Genomic DNA, 21,494 nt, shown 5'->3' with positions numbered 1-21,494 from the left:
AGTTTCGTCATGTATAACGTCAAAGAAGTCGCCAAACTGCTCGACCTTTCCGAACATACGGTTCGTTTCTATACAGATAAAGGGCTCGTTCCAAATCTGCAACGCGACAAAAACAATAACCGTCTTTTTGACGAAGAATCCGTAAACTGGCTTACGGGTGTAAAATATCTAAAACAGTGCGGTATGTCTGTGGAACAAATTAAAGCTTATGTGGATCTCTGCCTTGAGGGGAACTCAACCATACAAAAGCGCTATGAGATCATTTTACGGCAGAAGGAAGCCGCGTTTGCTCAGTTGGAAGAAGCCCAACAACGAGTCCAATATATGATCAATAAAGCAGACCATTATCAGGATATTATTAACTTAATCATCCCAGATGATACCAATCCGGGACATTGGAACAAAATGAAAGCCTGACTGTTACGCAAAATTCAAAGATCGCCAAAAAAGCCGCTAATTTAGCGGCTTGGTGAGAAATATTCTATGAATTTTTGAACATCTGATAGTACGTTACTAATGGCAACTAATGCTGTTGCGCGTCTTCTCCTGCCACCGAGACACAGGTCAATAACTCTTCTGCTGGAGTACGAGGACGAGGCTTGGGAATCTTATCCTGATCAAAGTACCCCAGATGAAGTGTGCCAACAATTCTCTCCCCTGGTCTCACACCGGTCTTGGCGTAGAAATCAGGGTCAAAATTATATTCATTTGTCTTCCACACTACGCCGATATCCTGCTCCCATGCAAGGAGTTGAATATTTTGTATAAGGGCAGCACTAGCCCCCACAGCATCTTCCCATACCCGTTGTCTCGGATCAGCCTCAATCACAACCAGCAGATGGGCTTGGATAGATTCGCAATAGTCCTTTTGCAGCTTCTCTGTCCAGCGCTCCCGCTCATCTTTGGAAAACGTATGTAGCACCGCATCAGCAAATTGCTTCCGACCTTCTTCTACAAATAATATGAAGCGCCATGGCTCTTTACGGGAATGAACAGGTGCCCACACGGCCGCTTCCAGCAAGTGCATGATCGTTTCTTTCGCCAGCGGTTTGCCATTAAACTGACGAATGGTTCTTCGTTCACGAATGAGCTTCTCTACGACGGACGTTTCCATATGCATTAATCCTCCTGTCTCGTTTCCTTATTTATTGGGTAAGGAAATTTACCGCTTCGTCGATAATCTTGCTCTGTCCAATGGGTCCTCCCGGACCTTGGAACCACAAGCCGTAGTCAACGATGTAGACATTGTTATTTTTAACAGCATTCAGGCTTTTCCACACTGCTGTTTTTTGCAATTCTGTCGTTTCATTCTCGTCTGATGACAACAGGAAAATATGATCCGGGTTAATTGATGGTAACGACTCCATGGAGATTACTTTCATTGAATCTGTCGGGTCAGGTATGGATACAGGAGGTGTCAAGCCTAGATCGTCGTACAGAACCTCGTAGTTTCTTTTACTGTAATAACGCACTTCTTTATCGGATAAACGCAGGAACATCACGGTCTCGTCTCCGATGGATTGCTTGATTTTCTCACGGGCTTCTGCAGCTTTCTTTTCGTATTCTTCAATGACCTGTTTGGCCTGATCCGTCTTCCCTAACATATCTCCCATATGTAACAGGCTTGTCTTCATACGAATAATACCTTGCTCGTCCTGCAGCTTCTCTGCCAGCAAGGTAGGCGCAATTTTGCTGAGGCTGTCATAGGCATCACTCATGAAATCCTGACCGATAATCAGGTCTGGCTCTGCCGCCAATATGCTTTCGTAGTTGGGATCAACCTGCCAGCCCAGATTTTCTTTTCCTTGTAGTTGATCGGACAGGTAGGTAGGAAACTGATCACTCCCCTCCTCATTACTGGATGCTGCCTGGGGTACAATACCGAGTGCTAACAAATAGTCAGTTGCAGCCGGGAACAACGAAATAATATGCTGAGGATCACCTTTGATGACAGTTTCTCCCCAAGGATGCTTAACAACACGCTCCTGTACTGCTGATTCGGTGGATTGCGCGACTTCGGTGATTGGAGCATTGTTACCGCTTGTTCCATTACTGCTTGTTGCTGAACTGCCCTGAGAAGGGGAACAGGCTGATATTAATAATGTAAGGCTGAGCATCAAAAGCAATGCAACGGGTTTTCTCGATCTCATAGATGTAAGTGATTCTCCTTTTGTGTTGTATTGATAATAATTATCATCATCAATAGGATCATAACCGCGATGCATGGGACTGACAATGGACAATTCTGATTCTTGGATAGCATTATTCTGACCGGTTGGCAAGGCGATACATTTTTGTTTGAACCGACCTGGTGAAAGGCCAACATACTTTTTAAATACACGATTAAAATAGATCACATCCGGAATGCCGATTGCCTCGGCAATCTTCTGAAGAGATGCATCTGTGTGCAACAGCAGCTCCTTGGCTTTGTACATCCGTATCCGAGTTAAATAGGTAATCAGACTGTTGCCTGTCTCTTTCTTGAACGTTCTCGACAGATGCCCTGCACTGCAATCCAGAAGTTCTGCGAGCGGATCGACCATAACGGGCAACATGTAGTTCTCTTGAAGATAACGAACGGCTTGAGCTACCAGATCGGGCTTGGCAGTCTCAATTCCTTGTGCACTTAACTGCCTCATTAATTCATTAATAAATTGATAAAATAACGTCTTTACCTGAAATTTCGAGAACGCATCCGTCCGTTCCCAATGTTGCTCTATTCTTTGGACTTTATCATATAAGTCAATGGGATAGCTTGGGGCGAAAGCATATTGTACGTGAAACGGGACATGTTGCCTGAGCAGAGCTTGATTCTCACGAGTATTGGATAACGACAAATTAGCCCGATAAAACATCAAATAAAATTCGAATGAATCCTCGTTCAGGGAGATATTCATCCATACCCCCTTGCCTCCATGTAAGACTTGCACCTGATCGATCGCGTACATCGTGTCATCCAGCGTAATCGTTGCATTGCCGCGAACTGTATATATAAAACCGCTAATTGGAAATCGATAGGCATGGATGGGTTCGCCAGCGCGCACGACGACGTGACGCACATCCCATATTTTAATTGAGGCCAGATTCCATAACTTCACATGCTCTTCTACGTGCATCTCTTCCTTCACCTTCCACAACCCATTAAGTTAGCAAAACATCAGCAAAATCAGCGGATATTTTCACTTTTCTCCATTCTATCGATAATCATTCTCAACTACAACATATATCTTCCTATTCGATAAAATGCTACGCACGAATAAGCCGATCCATGAAAGGATCGGCTTATGTTGTAACGTTTTAGACTTCGCCGCGTCTGTTCTCAACCGATTTCATACGGTTTTGGTCATCTGGCACTCGGTCAACACTGAACTCTTGACCAGCTTCAACCTCACCATGACCTGAAATATTTCGGGAAAAAGTAGTGAACTGTCTTTTTTGATCATCCAGTTCATGTTTTTGCTTCAAAAGCTCTTGCGGGTCCTGCTTTGTCACTATGCTAACCTCCCATACATACTTGAAGTCATGCAATTTAATTCGTACTACAGAAGTTTTCCATAAGAGAGCTGTACTTATGCATGAATATAGATGAGATGGATATCGTTCCGTTGTTAGTACAGCTAATTTATCCAGTTAAGAGACTAGTTTCAATCCCACAATACTGACGATAATTCCACTAACGATAGCCAATTTCTTTGCATTTTTGGGCTCTTTGAATACATACATCCCTAATAGTACACTGCCCGATGCCCCAATACCTGTCCAGATTCCATAACCAATGCTGATTGGGATCTCTCTCAAAGACAGGGAAAGAAAAATGAAACTTAATCCCAGAAACATAGCGAACATCAATGTATGTTTCAATTTGGTGAATCCATCTGAAAGTTTCAGAAATATTACACCGCCAACTTCAAATAAACCAGCTAAGATCAAGAAAAACCAACTCATATTCTATACACCTGCCTTTGGTTTAGGTTCATTGGATACAAATTTCAGACCGATGATGCAACTGATTAATATCATGACCAGCACGATTTTGATTGCACTTACGGAGTCCCCCAAAAAAATCATTCCCACAATTGCGGTTCCAAATGAACCAAGTCCGGTAAACACCGCATAAGCCGTTGATACAGGAAGTACTTTAGTGGATTTTGCAAAGAAGTAGAAGCTGCCAATCATTAAAATAACCGTGGGGATTACGATCTCGATTTTCGAAAAACCATCGGAGAATGACAAACCTAATGCCCAACCTACCTCTAAAATCCCTCCAAGAATAAGGAATAACCACGCCATAAAACATTCTCCTCTTCAGCATTCATGTTGTTGTTTTGTAATCAACATTCACATTCAATAATGATAGTAATTTGTATCATTTGATATAATAATAAATCATCTTTATTTTATTTGCAAATTTAAATATTCGTATCAAACTAATAAGAAAATCCGCCTGTTAAAACTTCAAGTTACGCTGTGAACATACAAAAAAAGCCAACCAGAAGTTCCTGGTTGACCAACTACGTATAAGTTAATTTTGTTTTTCGGAATCAGTGAATATCTTTCTTTTTGAAATTGCCGCCTCTCACTTCAGCTACATCGTATACGACTACAAAAGCAGTTGGGTCAATTTCGTGAATGATATCTTTAATTTTACTCTCTTCCATCCGGTTAATGACACAAGTAATTTCCTTGAATTGCTCATTAGAGTAGCCACCGTAAGCCTCGGTATACGTTGCTCCACGGCCTAAACGGTCCCGAATGGTTTCAACCATAATCTCAGGTTGATTCGTAATAATTTTAAACGTTTTGGAGCCGCTCAAGCCCTCTTCAACAATATGTATTACTTTAGAAGCAATAAAATACGCAAGTCCTGACAAGATCGCGCCTTGCAGACCAAACACGGTAGAAACGACAATAAATACAAACATGTTGAGGAACAGGATGAGATCACTGGTTCCAAAAGGTACTTTTCGCGAAAGGAGTACAGCCAGCATATCTATGCCATCCAATGCCCCGCCATTACGTAATGCAAGTCCCATACCAAAACCGATGATAATCCCGCCGACCACCGTAACAAGCAAGGTATCACCTTCAATGATGGTTGGTATATGGTGCATCAGACTGGTGCTGATTGCGAGTGAAGCAATACCGATGATCGAATATAACGCAAAGCTTTTTCCGATTTGCTTGTACCCGAGCCACACAAATGGAATGTTAATAATCCCGATGAGCATCCCCAGTGGTAATCCGAACAGCTGTGATCCTACGATACTCAGACCTGTGACACCACCATCTGAGACATTATTCGGGATCAATATGGCTTCGAGGCCATATGCCGTTATAAATCCCCCAATGATAATCAATAATACTTTGGAGAGGATCTTTAACTTGTTTGACTTTTGTTTTCTGTTTTGATGCATTGCATTTCCCCCTTGATGAACAACCGATAAAAAACAGTCTATAATAAAAATCACTGTTTTGGCAATAGATCGTCATTTGTGTGTGTTAGTTCATTGTCCGATGAGCGTTCGATACGACGAAATTTTATGCTCAAGCATCTCATCTGCTGTGTGAAGTATGTGCATCTGTTTTTGAATCGACTCTTTATGCTCCTCCAGCAGCTTCAAACGATCCCCCGCCGTATGCTCCCCTTCCTGAAACAAGGACGCATATTTCTTAATAATAGCAATGGGCATTTGAGTCTCTTTTAATTTGATCACAAATTGCAGCCACTTCAGGTGTGACTCGTTGTATCGCCTGTCTCCACTGGCATCTCGGAGAGGAGTTACAATCTGTTCCTTCTCATAATAACGCAACGTATGTGCACTGATATGGAGTAATTCTGCCACTTCACCAATGGTATGCATGGTTAACCTCCCCTCCATTTTCCCGCTTGACTTAGAGTAAGCTCTAATCAGTATAATCAACTCGTGGTCACATCACAATAAAAAATGAAATCAGATCCAGGAGGAATTCCCATGAAATATACAGTGATTACCGGTGCCAGTTCAGGCATTGGATATGAAGCGGCTTTAGCTTTTGCAACTCGTGGCAAAAATATAATTCTGGCAGCGCGCAGAACCGATGAATTGGACAAGTTAAAAGCAAAAGTAGCTGAAATCAATCCTGCTCTGGATGTTGTCATTCGTACAGTGGATTTGTCCATTGCCGCTAATGTGCATGAATTCTATGAGAGTCTTCAGGCTTACTCCATTGAGACGTGGATTAACAACGCCGGATTCGGAAATTTTGCTTCCGTGGGCGAACAACATCTGCCCAAGATTGAACAGATGCTTCATCTAAATATAGAAGCTCTTACGATTCTTTCTTCCCTGTATGTACGTGATTATGCAGATGTTGATGGCACACAGATCATTAATATCTCCTCTGGTGGTGGATATACGATTGTAGCCGATGCAGTAACCTACTGCGCAACCAAGTTCTATGTAAGTGCCTTTACGGAAGGACTTGCGCAAGAGTTAAAAGGTAAGAACGCAGCGATGCAAGCCAAGGTTCTCGCACCGGCTGCAACCGAGACAGAATTTGCGAAACATTCTTTTAATGTAGATGAGTTTGAATATGAAGGCAGAGTCCCCAAGTTCCATACGGCGGAACAAATGGCTGGATTCTTGCTGGAGTTGTATGACAGTGAAAGTGTAGTCGGCATTGTGGATGGGTTGACGTATGACTTTGAACTAAGAGAACCGATCTTTCCATACGCTGCGAGAGCATCCTCGAAACCACAAAATTAATCCGAAACCGAATTCGAAACTGAACTCGAAACCGAATCACCGGAATACGGTTAGACATCATCTAACCCGGCTAATAAACATCATTAAATCTAATCGTTAAACTTCAGTTAACGTTAAAAAGGGAACCTGTCTCCAGGTTCCCTTCTTTGTATTTATAATCAATTCTATATTAATACTTACTATATAATGAAGTAATTATGCCAGCCTCATTTTGAAATCCTGATATCCGAATTCGCGAACAACTTCGCAATCGCCGTCTTTTCTTTTGACTGCAATCGCTGGAAGCGGCATGCCGTTGAAGGTGTTGGTTTTCACCATGGAGTAAATCGCCATGTCCTCGAATACCAGACGGTCGCCTTCTTGCAAAGGCTGATCGAATGAATAATCCCCAATCACGTCACCGGATAGACAGGTTTGTCCACCAAGGCGATACAGATGAGCCTTATCGCCCACTTCTCCCGAACCGATCAGCGGCGGGCGATATGGCATTTCCAGCACATCCGGCATATGGCATGTAGCTGAAGTATCCAAAATAGCGATGTCCATACCGTTCTTATGGAAGTCCAGCACAGAGGTCACCAGATAACCCGCGTTCAGCGCAACAGCTTCTCCCGGCTCCAGATATACTTCCAGACCATAGTCGTTCTGCATACGCTTGATGCATGCTTCCAGTCTTGGAATATCATAATCTTCACGTGTGATATGGTGCCCACCACCGAAGTTGATCCATTCCATCTGCGGCAACCATTGTCCGAACTTCTCGACAACTGCATTCAGCGTAGTCTCCAGATCGTCGGAGTTTTGCTGACACAGTGTGTGGAAGTGCAGTCCGGAAACGCCTTCCAACAGGTCTGCATCGAAATCCTCCAGTTTTGCGCCAAAACGCGAACCCGGAGAACACGGATCGTAGATCTCATGTCCTTCTTGGGTAGAGCATTCAGGGTTGACGCGCAAGCCGACCTTACGGCCAGCTTGAAGCGCCTTATCCTTGAATTTTGCAAGCTGTGAAAATGAGTTGAAAATAATGTGGTCGCAGATGGAGATAATCTCGTCGATCTCTTCTGCGCGGTATGCTGGAGCAAAGACATGATTCTCTTTGCCCATTTCCTCATGGCCCAGACGCGCTTCATACAAACCGCTTGCCGTTGCACCGCTCAGGTATTCTCCAATCAGCGGATACATCGCAGTCATGGAGAATGCTTTTTGAGCCAGCACGATTTTGGCACCTGTACGCTGCATAACACCGTTCAGGATTTTCAGGTTTTTCTCAATAAGCGCCTCGTCAACAACAAAACATGGTGTCGGTAATTGCTCGAACCGCATTTTAGCGAACAAGCTCCGATTCTTTAACTTCTTCTGGCAGCTCATCAACGAGTACCGGGTTGAAGTCTTCTACCCATGGGAGACCCCATTTGTTCAACTCTTCCATGAATGGATCTGGGTTGAACTCTTCTACATTATATACGCCTGGTTTGTTCCATTTGCCTGTCATGACCATTGCTGCACCGATCATTGCTGGAACGCCTGTAGTGTAAGAGATCGCTTGGGAACCCACTTCTTTATAACACTCTTGGTGATCACAGATATTGTAAACATAATATGTTTTGTCTTTGCCGTCTTTTTTACCTTTAAAAATACAACCGATGTTTGTTTTACCTACAGTACGTGGTCCAAGGGATGCTGGATCAGGCAGTACTGCTTTCAGGAATTGCAGTGGAATAATTTGTTTACCTTCATATTCAATAGGCTCGATTGAAGTCATGCCTACATTTTCAAGAGCTTTCAAGTGAGTCAGGTAGCTTTGACCAAATGTCATGAAGAAACGGATACGTTTCAGACCTGGCATGTTTTTTGCCAAAGATTCCAGTTCCTCATGATACAACAGGTACATGTCTTTCTCGCCCACTTCTTTAAAGTCGTAGACACGTTTGATTTCCATCGGCTTCGTTTCGATCCATTCACCATTTTCCCAATATTTTCCGTTCGCAGATACTTCGCGAATGTTGATCTCAGGGTTGAAGTTGGTTGCGAACGGATAGCCATGGTCGCCGCCATTGCAGTCCAGAATGTCGATGTACTCAATTTCGTCAAAGTAGTGCTTCAGGGCATAAGCGGAGAATACGCCAGTCACACCTGGGTCAAATCCACTACCGAGCAATGCAGTGATGCCTGCTTGTTCAAAACGCTCTTTGTAATCCCATTGCCAGCTGTATTCAAACTTCGCTGTATCATGTGGCTCATAGTTAGCTGTGTCCATGTAATTTGTTTTAGTTGCAAGACAAGCATCCATGATTGTCAGATCTTGATACGGCAAAGCGAGGTTCATAACGATATCCGGTTTAACTTCGTTGATCAGAGCGATCAGTTCGTCAACATTGTCAGCATCAACTTGTGCTGTTGTAATTTTTGTTTTTCCGCCGTCCAGCTTGGCTTTGAGTTCATCACATTTTGATTTTGTACGACTCGCGATGCAGATTTCCTCAAAAACTTCGCTGTTTTGAACGCATTTGTGTACTGCCACGGAAGCAACGCCGCCGGCGCCGATGATTAGTGCTTTTCCCATTTTACATTCTCCTATCCCAATATGTATTTTTTTAAATTGGTTTAATACGGTGACAACAAGACAACAAAAAAAGCAAGGTGAAAAATGCTCGCAATCGCGCATCATCACACTTGCTTATCGATATACATCATAAAAAAAGACGTGAAGTCTCCATGACCAAAAAAGTTCACAAGAACTCCTTTGGCGGAAAGCTTCTTCATGTATATCAATATTGGATCAGAGTCTATATAGCAAATAATTCGCCTTTACCACTCTTATTGACCGTTTCACAAGTTGATGTGCAATTGCACTGGTTGTAAAGTAACCAACTTATAAAATTTGAGCTTTGAACTCAATCAATAAAGCAACATAAGTTGCCAATCGGCGTTTGACCCGGCTGTCCGTATGGCCTTAACTTCCTGGTGAAGTGGTCAAATTATCTGCTGGAAAGCTCTAATTCATATTGATAAATTAACTTCCCAAAATCACAGGTCTTACACTATCAGACGTCGAAAAAAAAATCAAGCAATAATTTAAAATTAATTTTTTGATCTGATTACGCGTTGGAATGAAATTGATATCCTTCGAAAACTTTTAAGCCTTCTGTGTTAAGTAATTTCCCTGTTACTTCAGGCTTTTGAGGACTTTTGTCGAATACTTCTTCACACGAGATCATGATGTTGCCGCCAGCAATTTCCGCTAATTGATCATGAGCCGAATAGTTCGTCTCCTTCTTTGCGAGCTTGCAGAGCAATCTCAATGGCTTTATGCATGAATTGTTCATCTTTATTCATAAGGTTTACCTCCACCACAAAAATTATGTATCCCACTTTATCTTTTACATTAAGCAGTGTTCAATCCATTAATATGTGTCTTGTTCATTCCATTCTATCATCTATACAAATAAAGAGTATGACGAAAATTCGTCATACTCCAATGGGTTACACTAAGTTTATCTATTAAAATTTTACGGGCAATGCTGCCAATCCCTGTGATGACAAAGCAGAGTGCCAATGAATCTCTTCCTGAGGAATACTGAGCTGAATATCCGGTAGCCGACGTAAAAGCGTAGTAAACGCCACGTCCCCTTCTACACGAGCAAGCGGAGCGCCAAGACACATATGAATGCCGTGTCCAAAGGCCAAATGCCGTTTTATTTTGCGTTCGATATCCAACTCTTCGGGGTCAATGAACTGCTGCTCGTCCCGATTCGCTGATTTCAGAAGGGGAATCACAACATCTCCCTTTTGAATCAATTGTCCATCCAACTCCGTGTCCTGCGTTGCATAACGAGGACCTGAGGAAGTCGCGGGTCCGTTATATCGCAGCAACTCCTCCACCGCAGAAGGAACCAGATTCAGATCTTGTTTCAGTTGTTCCAGTTGTTCGGGATGGGTCAGAAGAAGATAAGAACCAGTTGCAATCAGATTGGAAGTTGTCTCATGTCCGGCAAATATCAATAACGTGATCATGGATATTAATTCATCTTCATTCAGTCGATCCCCCTCTTCCTCAATCGCAATCAATTGACTGATGAGGTCATCTGAAGGTTCTACTCGTTTGTTCGCCACAAGTTGTGAGGTGTACTCTGCGAATGATCGCAAGTGCTGCGCTACGGCAGGGTCCTGTTTACCAAAACCAAGACCTTTGGCAATGGCTTCAGACCATACATGGATCTGAGGTCGGTCTTCCTGAGGTATACCCAACATCTCGGAAATAACGTTGATTGGGAAAGGATAGGCATAGTCTTTTACAAGATCCATCTCTCCCTTTCCTTCGATTTGGTCAATCAACTCATCGGCAATTTCCTGGACGCGTGGACGCAGGCTTTCCATATATCTTGGCGTGAACGCTTTGGAAACCAGGCTACGCAGTCTTCGGTGATCCGGTTCATCAACAAAGAGCATCGACTTTCCGGTAAAAAAAGTCTGGGGTTCCGATGAACCAAGCTCACCTGAGAGATTCTTTCGAATATCATTACCACTATCAATAGAGTTCATATCTACCGTAAATCGAGAGTGATCTTTCAGCACTTCCATGGCGACGTCCATCCGAGTTACAATCCAGGTTTGCCCTGCTCCACCCATTGGATTAGGAATAGGGACAACGGAACCTTTGGCACGCATCTGTGCAAACATGGCAAATGGATCTTTACTATTTTCTTCGCTAAACAAATTAAATTCTACTTTTTCTGATGTCTGGTTATTCGAGTTATTCATATAAATCTTCCTTTCGAAGTGAAGTTATTCAAATCTATGGAAATATATGTTCATTCCGATTATATACTACTCGTATAATTAATTTCAAATATCATAGTTTGAACAGAAAAAATAACTGTTATAACAATAAATAATTAATATACTCATAGTATATTAATAAAAACTACGGGCATAAAAAAGCAAAAAAAGAGGTCGGCTACGAGCCAACCCCCATATTAATTACGTTGCTTCACTAGTTCCAAATACCACCAACAGGCTTCGGTCAGTCTATTGGCTTCAGATTGAAACGCACTGGATTTGTACTCTTTGTGAAACGCTTGCAGCACCACTTCGATTACAGGAATATTTAAATCCTCTTGATCTTGTAATAGCGCTAAAAGCCCCTTCGAAAGTTGCTTGAATGATGCAGATTCCTTGGATTTTTGTACACGGTTGTTGAACTCATTAAATTCGATCAATATATTATCGATGTCCAGACCCATATCATGGTTACGCTCATCGGCATTCAGGAAATAGAGAGACTGAAAGTCGAAAATATGTTCATTTCTCTGATGCATTGTTCTTAGGATCACTTCAATGTACGTTAATACTTTGGGAACCACTTCGCTCCATACCGGTTTTGGCGTATTTAGACTTCTTGATGTGTTGGCAATCTGATGTAATATGCCGTAGCACAATATGGCCCCTTCGTTGGCATATAAGCTAATATCGTTCCCGTAAACCTGAATCAAGCGTGTGGACAGCCATTTTAGGTGAACTGTAGCCAGTTTGGCTGAGTTGATCTCCCCGGAATAAAAACCCGTCCAATATAATTCCCATACTCGCTCTTTATTAGGTACAGACATAGGAATCGCAATCTGATCTACGAGCAGGTCATAATCCGATGTATAGTGATTTTGTTCAAGCTCTTTGCGAATGAAAACATCCTCTTGCATACGCTGATCAATAATAGAATATAAACAGTCTTCTTTTGAACTGAAGAATTTGTAGAATGTGCCTTTGGATACACCCGATTGATCCAAGATCATCTGGATTGTTGTATTTGCATAGCTGTGCTCTAAAAATAGTGCAAGTGCTGTTTCCAATAAACTTTGTTTACGACTACTCATATCTCGTTATCGCCCCAAGTTTTTCTATTGATTTTAACATTCATTCCTCAGGAGTTGAAGCGTTGATTCGCAGTATAGATATCATATAAAATAATTGCACAATGAGTAAATTTGCACAATGAGCAACTTGTTTGTTATGATAAACCTCACAAAGTGCATATTCAGTAAGTGTGCTCTTCTTAAAAAGAATTAAACCATAGTCATTGGTGTTGGAGGTGAACGCATAAGCGGAGAATAATGATCAAACGAAACTTGCGACATTTGAAGAAAGAAGCAACTGAAAAAGCACTTGCTAGTGCTGCATTTGAACTTACCCTTGAACATGGGCTTGATGGCTTTACGGTTGAAGATATCGTGCATCAGGTGGGTTGTTCCCGCAGAACATTTGCAAACTACTTCACATGTAAAGAAGAAGCCGTAGCAAGAGGCGCAATATCCGTTCAGAATACAACGGAACTCGAAGAGTTGCTTACCGAATTGCCCGACAACGTCTCCTTGCTTGACGTACTGTATAACCTGATCAAGATGCAGCTTACAACAGAACTAATAGGAAGACTTCATCAGCTACTATCGCTATCCCAGACCTATCCCGTGCTTGAACCGCATTACCTTGGAGCCATGCACCGGATGCAGACGCAGGCACAAGATACCTTATTAGACTTATCTAACGGGAAGTATGACGAGATCTATACTTATCTTTTGATCAACGCACTATATGGAACAATACTGCCATTAATTGATGGAAGACTCAATGTGTTACTGCCCGGACAAGTCATTACTGAAGATACCAAGCCCGGTGTTTTAACATTCGATCAATTTTTGGAAACCACGTTTAATCATTTACGGGCAGGATTTGAACATGCCAACCATCCACATTCATCATAGAGGAGTGTAAAATAGAGAAATGTCTACATTATTATACAGAGTGGGGAAAACCGCTTTTAGCAAACCTGCCTATTTCATCATTGGCTGGGTTTTAATTCTGGGAATTGTCATCTCCATGATCAGCATCAATGGTATTCACATCAGTTCCGAAATGAAGATTGAAGGCACAGAGTCACAGAAGGTTCTGGATCAATTGGCAAAAGAACTGCCTGCCGCCTCCGGCGGTCAAGGAAGTGTTGTCTTCAAAGCTCCAGACAACGAGCGTTTGGATACGCCTGAACGTTTGGCCGCCATGATGAAAGGTGTTAATGAAGTTTACGGATTAGACAAAGTCATTAACCCTGCGGACTATGCAGCTGAAGCGGGTAATTCGGGTGCTCAGGCGGAGATGGCTCAGAATGCTCAGGCTACTGATATGGCGCAATCCGCAACAACCACGCCTCCTCCCTATGGACCTTTGATGGTGGATGGTGTTCCTGTACCTGGAATGCTGATCTCTTCAGACGGCAGCATTGCACTGTTCCAGTTCCAATTTACAATTGAACAGTCTGCCATAACACAGGATGTATTTGATTCCGTTATTCAGTCCGTTATGACGGTAGAGCAAGGAACCAATATTAAGGTGCTGCCGGGCGAAACGCTCAAAACGGTATCGATTGGAGTCGGCTCGGCAGAGATTGTCGGACTGGTCATTGCTATCATTGTATTGCTGATCACCCTTGGCTCCGTTGTTGCAGCAGGTCTACCTCTGATCACTGCACTCCTCGGTGTTGCCATTGGAGTTGGTGGTGCGTTCTCCATCTCCAAATTCATTGAAATGCCTAGTGTCACTTCCGTTCTAGCTCTCATGGTTGGATTGGCTGTTGGAATCGACTATGCGCTCTTCATTGTTAATCGCCAGCGTCGAATGATCATTGATCAAGGCTTGAGCGCAAAAGAAGCAACGGCCAGAGCCATTGGTACATCGGGCAGCGCAGTATTTTTTGCCGGATTAACCGTCATTATTGCACTGTGCGGTATGCTTGTCATCGGTCTCACATTCTTGTCTACGATGGCTTTGGTCGCAGCTGCCACCGTGCTCATCAACGTATTTGTTGCTTTAACCCTGTTGCCGGCTTTACTGGGATTGGTAGGAGAACGCATCTGTTCCGCCAAAGCTCGTGAGAAAAGCGCGAAACATCCTAAAGCCACTAACCACGGAGTCGCGAACAGATGGGTGAAATTCGTTATCAAAAATCGTTGGGCTACCATTATCGCCATCATCGTCATTCTTGGTTTTGCCGCGACGCCGATCACCAAAATGGAAATGGGTATCCCCGGCGCTTCCTCAGCGAATCTGGATACAACTGCAAGACAAAGTTATGATGCCATCTCCGAAGGCTTCGGAGAAGGATTCAACGGACCCCTTATTCTGGTCGCAGAGCCTAATCAGTCTTCCGCAAAAGTTACACCAGAACTCTTGGGTGGTCTGGTGATGGAACTCCAAGGTCAGAATAACGTTGCACAAGTCACACCGCTTGGGATGACAGAAGATTTAGCTATTTTCAGTCTCATTCCAAAAACGGGTCCAAACGATAATCTCACTAAAACACTGGTCACTGATCTGCGCTCGGCTGATTCCGGCATCGCACAGACCTATGATGTGAAACTCGGAGTTACTGGACTCACAGCTGTTAACATCGATATGTCTGCCAAACTGGCGCAGGTGTTCCCTATTTATGTAGGCATCATCATCCTGCTCTCGCTGATCATCCTGTTACTTGTATTCCGTTCGATCATCGTTCCCATCAAAGCAACGATTGGTTTCCTGCTTAGTATCCTGGCTACATTCGGGATCACCACTGCTGTATTCCAATGGGGCTGGCTGCATTCGCTCTTTGGTTTCGATACAGGCGGCCCGCTGCTGAGCTTTATGCCGATCATCGTGACAGGTATCCTGTATGGCCTCGCGATGGACTATCAAGTCTTCCTTGTGAGCTCCATGCGGGAATCCTATGTGCATGGTCATCGCGGGACCGAATCCGTTGTTCATGGGTACAATCAGGTAAGTCGCGTGGTTGTTGCCGCAGCAGTGATTATGGTCTCTGTATTTGCAGGATTTATATTCACTGACGATGTCATGATCAAACAGATTGGTTTCACTTTGGCGGTAGGCATTCTGATTGATGCTTTCATCATCCGTATGGGCTTGGTCCCTGCCATCATGGCTATTTTCGGAGACAAAGCTTGGGCACTTCCAAAATGGCTGGATCGCATTCTGCCAAACCTGGATGTTGAAGGCGAGAAGCTGATTGCTTCCCTGAATGCTGAAGAGCATGCCAACACGAAGTCTGGATTAAAATAATCCTGCCAATAGAACGGTGATACCATGATTACTATTACGACTATATTCACCAATACAAAGACCTCCTCTGTTTTTATAAACAGGAGGTCTTTTTTCTTTTTCACATTTTATGCGGTGATGTCTTCAATATGGATAGTATAGCTTGGGGATTTAGCAGCATTAACAAACGCCGCAAATAACTTCTGACTGTAGTCATCTACTTTATAGCTGTACTCTGGATGCCACTGCACAGCCAAAACAAACGAGCGGTTTGGCATGACCACGGATTCAACGAGTCCATCTTCAGCGACGGCCACAGCAGTTAACTTATCCGATAACATTTTGATTCCCTGATGGTGGTAGCTGTTCACTTTTATCGTATCGGTTTGCAAAATATCGTATAGGATATTATTTTTCTCAATATGTACATCATGTACAAGATTCGTATACGGCGGACTTTGCTTATGATTAACGATCTTGTTCCCATGAAGTTGAAGGCTAGTCGGAATGTCTTGATATAACGTTCCACCCAACATAACGTTAAATAGTTGTAGTCCACGGCATATGCCAAAAGCAGGCTTATCAACCTCAATTACTTTTTGTAATAATATCGACTCCATCATATCGCGTTCAATACATAACTCTCCACAGGTAACCTCTGCAAGCTCATGATACAGCTCAGGATTGAGATCATGTCCCCCGGTGAACAGGAACCCATCGAACTGATTAGCCAGCGTTGCTATGATCTCGGTATCCGTTGTCAAAGGCAGCATAATTGGAATCCCACCTGCTCCTTCTATGGCGTTCATATAATCTGGAAGCATCCAGTAACTTTTTTTGTCCGTATCATATAAAGGCAGTACACCGATCATGGGCTTTTTCATGGCTTTACCTCCCAGCTTTTCATTCATTTTATCAGATCTCTTCATATATAAATTCACTGAATTATTGCATTATCCTACCTCTATCATCTACGAACCCGTTTCATCCAGAATGCTGGAAAACTAAAAAAACAAACAAAGCCGCTATAACAGCGACTTTGTTTGTAGTTCAAATACCATGGATATGGATTCACTTGATGAATTTAAACATCATCTCATCTAAGCTGCTTTTACAGTGGTTGCTTCGTCTGAATTCACTTGGATGGAACGCTGGCATATCAGGGTAACGACAAAAGCCAGCAAGGCAAGCATCACAGCAACTGGAGGCACCCACTGGAGACCACCCATATTAACGGCAATTCCCCCTACACCAGAGCCTAGCGCTATACCTACATTGGCCGCCACAGGCAGGAGTGTAGATGCAAATGCTTTGGACCCCGGCGCGATCGATCCTGACACATCAAACAAATATAACTGGGATGCCGCGCTCATGGAGGATGACAGACATCCAATCAGGAATAGAAATGCCAAGCCGAGCCACACATTAGAAACGGTAAAACTCATGCCAAGGAACAGGATGGCTTGGATGACGAAAAGCCGCTTGAGCTTGGGCAGGAAGTCACCCCTGGCTATTTTGGCACCAATCCAGTTACTCAGGATGCTGCAGGCGCCATAGATCAGGAGTATGGCACTAATCCATTGTACTGGCACACCCATCGTCTCACTCAGGAGTGGTGTAATGTAAGTAAAAACGACGAAAATACAGCTGTTTCCCAGTACCGGGATCAGACAGGCCAGCAATATCCGTGGTTTTAAAAAGAGAGACATCTGATCACTGAACGAACCTGCAATCGTTGTTGTTTGGCGTGGCAGAATACGGAACATGAACACCAGGGGCACAACACCTATGCATGCCGTAACAAAAAACGTCATGGACCAGCTCAGATGTTGTCCGATAAAAGTACCGAGCGGAACACCTAGCACATTAGCGATTGAAAATCCGCCTAAAATCCAGGCGATAGCTTCCCCTCTTCGCTCCCGGTTCACTGCGTCGCTTACGATCGAGATCGAAAGCGATATCGTAAGTCCACAAGCAACGGCCGACACGATGCGAATGGCCATCAGAGAAGAGAACGTTGTTGAGAACACGGTCAATAGATTTAATGTTAACACGATTGCAAATCCGATCAATATGGAACTTCTTCTGGATATTTTGGCCAAGAAAGCCACAGCAAATGGTGTACCCACTGCGTATGCAATCGCAAAACCGGAGACAAGCATACCCGCGGCAGCAAGTGATACTTTCATGTAACTTTCAATTTCCTTCAACACACCCACGATAACATACTCGGTTGTTCCCAGTACAAAGCTAACAAGCGTAAGCGTTAAAATAAGTAGGTTCTCTCTATTTCTAGTCATAAATCAATACTCACTAATCCTTTCTATTGTTGCAAGCGCTTCAATTCTGTCTACGATCATTAATTCATGTATTTTCTGCTTTCCCATCCCTTCACTTTCGATATATAGTACATTTTGGATAGTGAAATTGTACTGTCAGATATACCATGGCGACAATCAAGGTTGTTGTGGTTTTATTGCAAAACATTATATATGTTGTCATTTCAACACAGACTTTCATTACTGATTCTGAAGGGAAGACATAGATGAATACACACCACGAATCCGGCCAACGGCATCCAAATCGAGATTGCACCATTATTTATGTAGGAAAACTGGCCGACAATCCCCATTGGAGTTTTCCGACGCATAAACATGACGATCTGCATGAGATTATCTACGTAACTGAAGGCAAAGGATTGTTCACCATTGACGGCACCAAACACTGGGCTCAAAAAGGGGACATGCTCATATATAACAAGGGTACTCTTCACGAGGAGAAATCCAATCCTGAATTCCCGTTATCCACCTTTTATTGCGGCTTTCGTTTTACAGAAGGCACCCAGACCCTTGAGGATTGGGTCATCCCTCCCTCTAACAATCCGATCATTCGAGCCAACCGATATTCCGATGAGCTCCATTCGTTAATGCAGACTCTCTTCAATGAATTTTCAATCCGGGAACATGGATACGAGTCGATCTCTGGGCATGTCCTGAAAGCAATACTTCTGATCATCGATCGGCAGTCCCGTCAACAGCTTCCTAGTGGGGAGATCGTTGAGAGCAATACCCTTGCTGAGAGCATTAAAGACTATTTGGATACCAACTATCGGCAAAACATTAAGCTCAAAGAATTGGCAGATCAATTTCATATCGATTTTTATTACTTAATTCATATGTATAAAAATCACTATGGCACTTCTCCTTATCATTACCTGATTCAACGAAGATTGGGTGAAGCCACCCGATTATTAGTCTCAACCAACAAAAAAATATGGGAAATTGCCAAACTGGTCGGTTACGATAACCCCAATTACTTTACGATTCTATTTACCAAAACCGTTGGTGAATCACCTCGAAGTTTCCGGAAAAAGAATCAAAAGGATATGTTCGGGGATGAGGCGTCACATTCTTATTAATCTCTCTAAATGCAAAAAAGCGCTCCATTGGGGGGAGCGCCTTTTGCTTTACATATTTCTTTACACACTTACTTCTACTCTAAAGCTTAAAGCGGCGAACCAATTCATGCATGTTCTCAGCTGTTTTGGAGAGCTGTGCAGATGATGCCGATATCTCCTGCATCGCCGCCATTTGTTCTTGGGCTGCTGCTGAAGTTGTCTGAGCACTATCAGCCGACACTTTAGAGATATGACTCATCGCGGCAACGGTAGCCGAGACTTCTTCCGTACTGGCTGACAACTGTTCTGAGACAGCGGAAATATCCTGAATTTGATCCACGATATGCGTTGTATATTGTTCAATGTTCGATATGGTTGCAGAAGCTTCTTGGCTGATCCGCATTCCTTCACCGACTTGATTACGAACTTTATCATTCATAAGAGACGTGGATTTGGCAATCAGATCAAGCATTTTACCAATGGTAGCGCCAATCTCGTCCGCACTTTGTTTGGATTGCATCGATAACGTGCGCACTTCACCAGCAACGACAGCAAAACCTTTGCCGTGTTCTCCTGCTCTTGATGCTTCAATAGAGGCATTCAGTGATAGAAGATTGGTTTGCCGAGAGATATCCGCAATCGCTTCATTCATTCGATTGGCTTCAGCGGATAGACTGGACAGCTCGTTAATCAATGCCGAGGTTTCTTCAACAGCTCCGAGAATATGTTCCATTTGTTCTCCGACCTGGTTTATCGTTTTCCCACCATTAGCAACAGCGCGCTCCGTCTCTTCAGCCGAGTCCACAATCGCACTCGCAGATTCTGCAATTGCACTGATGCCTCTCGCCATCTCTTCTACAGCATTCGCGGTTTGTTCCGAATTCTCCGCCCCAACGATAGCTGATTCCGCAGTCTGTTGCATGGTTTCAGCCACATGTTGAACCGATTGGGTGGTTTGTTCTGTACTTTCCTGAATCATCTGGGAAGAGTGACTTAACAACGATGAAGTCTGGTGAAGTTCATCAACCACCGATTGAAGGGAGATGGTCATTTGGTCAAAATCATTTGCCAATATACCAAATTCGTTTTCGGTTTTAAGATTAACCCGTTCGGACAGATTCCCTTCGCTTACGCTGCGGGTGGCCTTTCGCAGTTTTTGCATAGGTACGATAAAAGATCTCAGAATGAAGAAAATAATTACACCGGCAATCAATACAGATATAGCAATGACCGTTAGACTCGATACCATAATGGGTTTCGCTGCGGCGATAAAATCTTCATGGCCCATCAAAGCAATGACATTCCAACCCGTCAAAGCATTAACACCGTTATATACCTCCAGATCATACGCCAGATCCGTTCTAACAAATTGGGAAAATGCCATCGGTTCATCGGAACTTGAAGCCGTATTTGGATGGACTGGAATTCCCTCGATCAGTGCTCCGCCGAGCTCTCCTCCTCCACCTTTTGCAATCGCACCGGACCAAGCTGCAATCGTTCGATTGGAGTCCACTACAATCAGACTTCCATTGCCTCCTACATCAACATATGATAACGCTTTTGCTAATGGCTCCAGATCAAGTTTAATACTTGCTACACCATGTTCATCTGAAAGAGCTTTTGAAATCTCTACATAAATCTTCCCGGATGCCGGATCATTCATAATACTCGAAAAATAGAGTGATCCATTGTTACTTGTACCATTGGCATACCATTCTGTGCTGCGTGGATCGTATGTTGCATCCTCTATTGCTGGAGATGATATAACACCGCCTTGGTCGTTGCCCACGGTTATGGCAAGAATATCAGGATATGTATCAGCTAACTGGTCGATTCCTACTTGTATTACTTCGTTGTTCGCCTGACTGGGATCGGAGCCATACATACTGTCTATATAACTCAATAATTCTGCTTTTTCCCCTACCAGATTGTTAATATGCTGTCCGGTCATCGTTAATATGGTATTGATGGGCTCTGTCATTTTTTGTTGTACTTGATCTTTGGCACTATGATACGAGAAATATCCGATAAGTGCAGTGGGGATAATAAGTACCGCAAGGAAAGCTGCAATGAGTCGAGTGCTCATTAATCGTAAAACGGCTCCTCCTTTCTTATAAAATGACCTTTTTTCACTTTCCTTTTTCAAGTTCAATCTTCCTCTCTTTATTCATTTTTGGTAGATCTAATCGGCCAGTAAACGCAAAAAAACCCATATATATGCACACCCAAAGAAACTTTGAGCATGTATATACATAGGTATTGCCTGAATGAAT

19 protein-coding genes are annotated in these 21,494 nt (G+C 43.2%); 5 read left to right on the top strand and 14 right to left on the bottom strand.

The window, feature by feature from the left end; genetic code table 11:
• Nucleotides 1-9: 9 nt before the first annotated feature.
• On the top strand, nt 10-417 hold the full coding sequence (locus NSQ20_RS15995) for a MerR family transcriptional regulator (protein WP_036615998.1): 408 nt from the start codon (nt 10-12) through the stop codon (nt 415-417).
• Between the two features lie 106 nt (nt 418-523).
• Here the strand turns inward: NSQ20_RS15995 and NSQ20_RS15990 are convergent, their stop codons facing one another.
• The 7 genes from NSQ20_RS15990 to NSQ20_RS15960 form a co-directional block, all read right to left on the bottom strand.
• Complete coding sequence (locus NSQ20_RS15990; RefSeq protein WP_340032942.1) at nt 524-1,114, bottom strand: nitroreductase; 591 nt, start codon at nt 1,112-1,114, stop codon at nt 524-526.
• A gap of 31 nt (nt 1,115-1,145) precedes the next feature.
• Nucleotides 1,146-3,116 (bottom strand): AraC family transcriptional regulator, encoded by a 1,971-nt coding sequence (locus NSQ20_RS15985; RefSeq protein WP_340032941.1) that lies wholly within the window; start codon nt 3,114-3,116, stop codon nt 1,146-1,148.
• A 181-nt stretch (nt 3,117-3,297) separates the two neighbouring features.
• Nucleotides 3,298-3,492 carry a hypothetical protein gene (locus NSQ20_RS15980; RefSeq protein WP_340032940.1) on the bottom strand — a complete coding sequence of 65 codons (195 nt, stop codon included), beginning with the start codon at nt 3,490-3,492 and terminating at the stop codon, nt 3,298-3,300.
• A gap of 138 nt (nt 3,493-3,630) precedes the next feature.
• Nucleotides 3,631-3,945 (bottom strand): multidrug efflux SMR transporter, encoded by a 315-nt coding sequence (locus tag NSQ20_RS15975; RefSeq protein ID WP_100526216.1) that lies wholly within the window; start codon nt 3,943-3,945, stop codon nt 3,631-3,633.
• A 3-nt stretch (nt 3,946-3,948) separates the two neighbouring features.
• Nucleotides 3,949-4,290, bottom strand: coding sequence for a multidrug efflux SMR transporter (locus NSQ20_RS15970; RefSeq protein WP_076327622.1), 342 nt, complete (start codon nt 4,288-4,290; stop codon nt 3,949-3,951).
• 251 nt (nt 4,291-4,541) lie between these two features.
• Complete coding sequence (locus tag NSQ20_RS15965; RefSeq protein WP_017688526.1) at nt 4,542-5,414, bottom strand: YitT family protein; 873 nt, start codon at nt 5,412-5,414, stop codon at nt 4,542-4,544.
• Nucleotides 5,415-5,504: 90 nt separating this feature from the next.
• Nucleotides 5,505-5,861, bottom strand: a complete 357-nt coding sequence (locus tag NSQ20_RS15960) for a MerR family transcriptional regulator (protein WP_076327623.1) — start codon at nt 5,859-5,861, stop codon at nt 5,505-5,507.
• A gap of 111 nt (nt 5,862-5,972) precedes the next feature.
• Here NSQ20_RS15960 and NSQ20_RS15955 point away from each other — a divergent pair, with 111 nt between their 5' ends.
• On the top strand, nt 5,973-6,746 hold the full coding sequence (locus tag NSQ20_RS15955) for an SDR family NAD(P)-dependent oxidoreductase (protein WP_076327624.1): 774 nt from the start codon (nt 5,973-5,975) through the stop codon (nt 6,744-6,746).
• Nucleotides 6,747-6,941: 195 nt separating this feature from the next.
• Here NSQ20_RS15955 and nspC read toward each other — a convergent pair whose 3' ends face one another.
• The 4 genes from nspC to NSQ20_RS15935 all read right to left on the bottom strand — a co-directional run bounded on the left by nspC (nt 6,942) and on the right by NSQ20_RS15935 (nt 12,616).
• Complete coding sequence (nspC, locus tag NSQ20_RS15950) at nt 6,942-8,069, bottom strand: carboxynorspermidine decarboxylase (RefSeq protein ID WP_076327625.1); 1,128 nt, start codon at nt 8,067-8,069, stop codon at nt 6,942-6,944.
• A 1-nt stretch (nt 8,070) separates the two neighbouring features.
• Nucleotides 8,071-9,309 carry a saccharopine dehydrogenase family protein gene (locus NSQ20_RS15945; protein ID WP_036616010.1) on the bottom strand — a complete coding sequence of 413 codons (1,239 nt, stop codon included), beginning with the start codon at nt 9,307-9,309 and terminating at the stop codon, nt 8,071-8,073.
• 938 nt (nt 9,310-10,247) lie between these two features.
• Nucleotides 10,248-11,507, bottom strand: a complete 1,260-nt coding sequence (locus NSQ20_RS15940) for a cytochrome P450 (protein WP_076327626.1) — start codon at nt 11,505-11,507, stop codon at nt 10,248-10,250.
• Nucleotides 11,508-11,722: 215 nt separating this feature from the next.
• Nucleotides 11,723-12,616, bottom strand: a complete 894-nt coding sequence (locus NSQ20_RS15935) for a TetR/AcrR family transcriptional regulator (RefSeq protein ID WP_076327627.1) — start codon at nt 12,614-12,616, stop codon at nt 11,723-11,725.
• Between the two features lie 237 nt (nt 12,617-12,853).
• Between NSQ20_RS15935 and NSQ20_RS15930 the strand changes: the two genes are divergently transcribed.
• Both NSQ20_RS15930 and NSQ20_RS15925 read left to right on the top strand, forming a co-directional pair.
• Nucleotides 12,854-13,501 (top strand): TetR/AcrR family transcriptional regulator, encoded by a 648-nt coding sequence (locus NSQ20_RS15930; RefSeq protein ID WP_076253018.1) that lies wholly within the window; start codon nt 12,854-12,856, stop codon nt 13,499-13,501.
• Nucleotides 13,502-13,520: 19 nt separating this feature from the next.
• Nucleotides 13,521-15,845, top strand: coding sequence for an MMPL family transporter (locus tag NSQ20_RS15925; protein WP_076327628.1), 2,325 nt, complete (start codon nt 13,521-13,523; stop codon nt 15,843-15,845).
• Between the two features lie 107 nt (nt 15,846-15,952).
• Here NSQ20_RS15925 and NSQ20_RS15920 read toward each other — a convergent pair whose 3' ends face one another.
• A complete protein-coding gene (locus NSQ20_RS15920) occupies nt 15,953-16,708 on the bottom strand; it encodes a gamma-glutamyl-gamma-aminobutyrate hydrolase family protein (RefSeq protein WP_076327918.1) in 756 nt (251 codons plus the stop codon).
• 216 nt (nt 16,709-16,924) lie between these two features.
• A complete protein-coding gene (locus NSQ20_RS15915) occupies nt 16,925-18,124 on the bottom strand; it encodes an MFS transporter (RefSeq protein WP_340032939.1) in 1,200 nt (399 codons plus the stop codon).
• A 245-nt stretch (nt 18,125-18,369) separates the two neighbouring features.
• Between NSQ20_RS15915 and NSQ20_RS15910 the strand changes: the two genes are divergently transcribed.
• A complete protein-coding gene (locus tag NSQ20_RS15910; RefSeq protein WP_076327630.1) occupies nt 18,370-19,242 on the top strand; it encodes an AraC family transcriptional regulator in 873 nt (290 codons plus the stop codon).
• A 79-nt stretch (nt 19,243-19,321) separates the two neighbouring features.
• On the opposite strand, the gene NSQ20_RS15905 is transcribed toward NSQ20_RS15910, so the two are convergent.
• On the bottom strand, nt 19,322-21,307 hold the full coding sequence (locus NSQ20_RS15905; protein WP_076327631.1) for a methyl-accepting chemotaxis protein: 1,986 nt from the start codon (nt 21,305-21,307) through the stop codon (nt 19,322-19,324).
• Nucleotides 21,308-21,494 lie beyond the last annotated feature (187 nt).

It is taken from the genome of Paenibacillus sp. FSL K6-1122 (assembly GCF_037977015.1).
GTDB lineage: Bacteria > Bacillota > Bacilli > Paenibacillales > Paenibacillaceae > Paenibacillus > Paenibacillus amylolyticus.
Note: the sequence above shows the minus strand (reverse complement) of the source record. Positions and strands in the feature narration are given on the sequence as shown.